Below are 3359 nucleotides of genomic sequence, written 5' to 3' on the forward strand. Positions count from 1 at the left end.
GGACGGGGCAGGAGAGTGCCGCCCGCCGCCCGCAGCGTCCGTCGGCACTCTCCTGCCCCGTCCTCTCCGGCCCTGCTCTGTCCTCTCCTTCCACGTCCTCTCCTGCCCCGTCCGGTCAGGAGCGCCCCGCCGCGGCGACCGCTCCACTCCGCCCGTGCCCCCGCCCGTGCCGCCGCCCGACCTCACCGGATGCCGCTGCGCGCGAACCCCTGCACGAAGTAGCGCTGGAAGCACAGGAACAGCAGCACCATCGGCAGCACCGACACCAGCGCCAGCGCCATGCTCGCGCTGTAGTCAGGCGTCGACTGGCCCTTGAGGTAGAGCAGGCCGATCGGCAGCGTGAACAGCTCGTTGTCCTTCAGGGCGATCAGCGGCCAGGCGAAGTCGTTCCAGCTGCCGAGCAGAGTCAGCAGGATCAGGACGGCGATCAGCGGCTTCGAGAGCGGCAGCACGATCTGCAGGAACACCCGCAGGTGGCCGGCGCCGTCGATCCGCGCCGCCTCGATCAGCTCCTCCGGGATGGAGAGGAAGAACTGCCGGGCGAGGAAGATCCCGAAGGCCGCCGCTGCTCCGGGCAGGATCACCGACCAGTAGGTGCCGTAGATCTGCAGTCCGGTCACGAGCTTGAACTGCGCGACCATGATCGCCTGCACCGGGATCATCATCGTGGCCAGTGCGAGCAGGAACAGCAGGTTCCGCCCGGGGAAGCGCAGCCGCGCGAAGCCCCAGCCGGCCAGCAGGTTCACCACGACGGTGAACACCGTGACGAACGCCCCGATCACGACCGAGTTGACGAACCACTCGCCCACGGGGAAGCGCGCGAACACCGTCGCGAAGTTCTCGAACGAGATCTCGCTCGGCCAGAAGCGGGGCGGGCCGGGCGCGAACACCTCGCCGCGCGGCGAGAAGGCGATGACGAGCATCCAGTACAGCGGGAAGAACACGACCGCCGAGGCGACGATCGCGACGACGAGGCGGACGACGAGTCCGGAGCGGGAGCCGTCGCGGCGGGAGGGGCGCCGGCGCGGGGTCTCGCGGGCGGTGGCCGCGGTGACCGCGGCGGGCGTGGTGACGGTGGAGGACGACATGAGGGCTCCTAGTCGACGAGGTCGCGCGTGCGGCTCGTGCGCCACTGCAGGTAGGTGAAGGCGAGGGAGACCAGCAGGATGACGACGCCGAGCGCGGCGCCGTAGCCCTGCTCGCGGACCTGGAAGCCGTTGCGGTACGCGTAGGTGCCGAGCACCGACGTGGAGAAGCCGGGGCCGCCGCCCGTCATCACGAAGACGATGTCGAAGACCTGGAACGAGGCGATCACGTTCATGATCAGCAGGAAGAAGGTGGACGGGCCGACCAGCGGCACCGTCAGCGCGCGGAACTGCTGCCAGCGCGTCGCTCCGTCGATCCGCGCGGCCTCGTAGAGCTCGGGCGAGACGCTCTGCAGGCCCGCCAGGTAGATCACCATGTTGAAGCCGATCCGCAGCCACACCGCGGTCAGCATCACCGAGATCATCGCCGCGGAGCCGTCCGACTGCCACGCGACCGGCGAGGCGCCCAGCGAGCTCAGCACCTTGTTCACGATGCCCGAGGACTCGCTGAAGATCGTGACCGCGATCATCCCGGAGGCGACGCCCGAGATCACCAGGGGCAGCACGATCACCGTGCGGAAGATCCCGCGGGCGGGCAGCACGGAGTTGAGCAGCACGGCCAGGCCGAGGCCGCCGGCGAGCTCGAGCGGCACGGTGACCGCGGTGAAGAGGAGCGTGTTGCCCAGGCTCTGCCAGAACACCGGGTCGGCGCCCATCCGCAGGTAGTTCGCGAAGCCGACCCACTCGGGCGTGCCGAAGCCGCGCGACTCCTGGAACGAGAGCTGGATCGCCCAGAGGATCGGCACGAACAGGAACAGCGCCATCAGGAGCAGGTTCGGGCCGACGAAGCCGAAGCCGGCGAGGGCCTCGCGCCTGCGGGCCGACCGCGGCCGGGCGGAGGAGCCCGCCCGGCCGCGGAGGGTGGTGGCGGTCATCAGCTGGTCGCCTGCTGGATGGCCGCGTCGAGGCCGGAGAGGGTCTCCTCGGTGCTGCGTCCGCCGACGAACGCCTCCTCGAGCTGGTCCTGCATCGCGACGGAGATCTTCGCGAGGAACGGCGAGGTGAGCTGCTGCACGTCCCGCGGGGTGATCGTCGCGGCCTGCTCGACGAACACGGGCATCACGTCCGGGCGCACCGCGAAGTCGATCGACGCGGGGTCGATGTCGGACCGGGTGGGCAGCTCGTTCGTCGCCGCGCAGAACTCGGCCATGGTGTCGGCCTGCGTCATGAACGAGAGGAACTCGGTCGCGAGCTCGGGGTTGTCGGTGTCGGCCGTGGCGACGAGGGCGTTGCCGCCGAGGTCGGTCGCGCCGCGCTCGTCGACGGGCATCGGCGTGGCGGTCCACTCGAAGTCGGCGAGGTCGTCGATGTCCGGCACGAGGAAGGACCCGGCGAAGGCCATCGCCGCGGTCTGCTCCGTGAAGAAGGAGTCGGCGTAGGTGGCGGACTTCACCGAGCTGGTCGGCGGAACCCAGTCGTTGTCGAAGAAGCTCTTCGTGAAGTCCAGCGCCTTCGCGCCGGCGGCGGAGTCGATCGCCGGAGTGGTGCCGTCCTCCTCCAGGAGCGTGCCGTCGGCCTCGAACAGCCAGCTCAGCCAGCGGGGCGTGCCGCCGAGCTGCCAGTTGTAGACGAACGGGTACTGCTCGGCGGGCAGGCTCGCGCGCAGCTTCGCGGAGGCGTCGGCGAACTCCTCCCAGGTCCACGCCTCGTCGGCGGTGGTCGGCACGTCGGTGATGCCGGCCGCCGCGAGCAGCTGCGTGTTCACCAGCAGCGCCGACACGTCGGTCTGGTGCGGGACGCCGTAGGGCTTCCCCTCGAAGGAGACGGCCTCCTGGAACGCGGGCGTGAAGGAGTCGAAGTCGTCGATCCGGTCGGTCAGGTCGAGCAGCTGCTCCTGGCTGGAGTAGACGCCGAGGTTGCCGTAGTCGACGCGGAACACGTCGGGGGCCTCGCCCGACGACAGCTGCGCGTCGATGTTGCTGAACATCTGGTCGTAGGGGACGACGTTGAGCTCGACGCTCGCCCCCTCGTGCTCGGCCTCGAAGTCGGTGATCAGCGACTCGAAGGCCGCCTGCTCGGACTCGCTGGCCCAGGTGGTGAAGGTGATCGAGTCGGCGTCGGCCGAACCGCCGCCTCCTCCTCCGAAGCCGCTGCAGCCGGTGAGGGCGGCGGTCGACGCCAGGACGGCGGCGAGGGGGATGAATCGTCTGCGCATGGGTGGTCTCCTGCTGTGAAGGGTCGGACGGGGGCGGGGTCGGAGCGTCCGCGGGAGGC

At 70.1% G+C, this 3359-nt stretch carries 3 protein-coding genes; all 3 read right to left on the bottom strand.

Going from position 1 to position 3359, the window contains the following annotated elements; genetic code table 11:
- Positions 1-182: 182 nt before the first annotated feature.
- The 3 genes from C5C69_RS16480 to C5C69_RS16490 are packed head-to-tail and all read right to left on the bottom strand — an operon-like array spanning position 183 to position 3300.
- Positions 183-1088, bottom strand: coding sequence for a carbohydrate ABC transporter permease (locus tag C5C69_RS16480; RefSeq protein ID WP_104258314.1), 906 nt, complete (start codon positions 1086-1088; stop codon positions 183-185).
- An 8-nt stretch (positions 1089-1096) separates the two neighbouring features.
- The gene (locus C5C69_RS16485) at positions 1097-2020 is read right to left on the bottom strand and encodes a carbohydrate ABC transporter permease (protein ID WP_104239656.1); all 924 of its coding nucleotides are present in this window, start codon (positions 2018-2020) and stop codon (positions 1097-1099) included.
- A complete protein-coding gene (locus C5C69_RS16490) occupies positions 2020-3300 on the bottom strand; it encodes a sugar ABC transporter substrate-binding protein (RefSeq protein ID WP_244229553.1) in 1281 nt (426 codons plus the stop codon). The genes C5C69_RS16485 and C5C69_RS16490 overlap by 1 nt, the downstream gene beginning before the upstream one ends.
- Positions 3301-3359: the final 59 nt, after the last annotated feature.

The sequence above is a fragment of the Rathayibacter sp. AY1C7 genome, from assembly GCF_002931865.1.
Taxonomy (GTDB): domain Bacteria; phylum Actinomycetota; class Actinomycetes; order Actinomycetales; family Microbacteriaceae; genus Rathayibacter.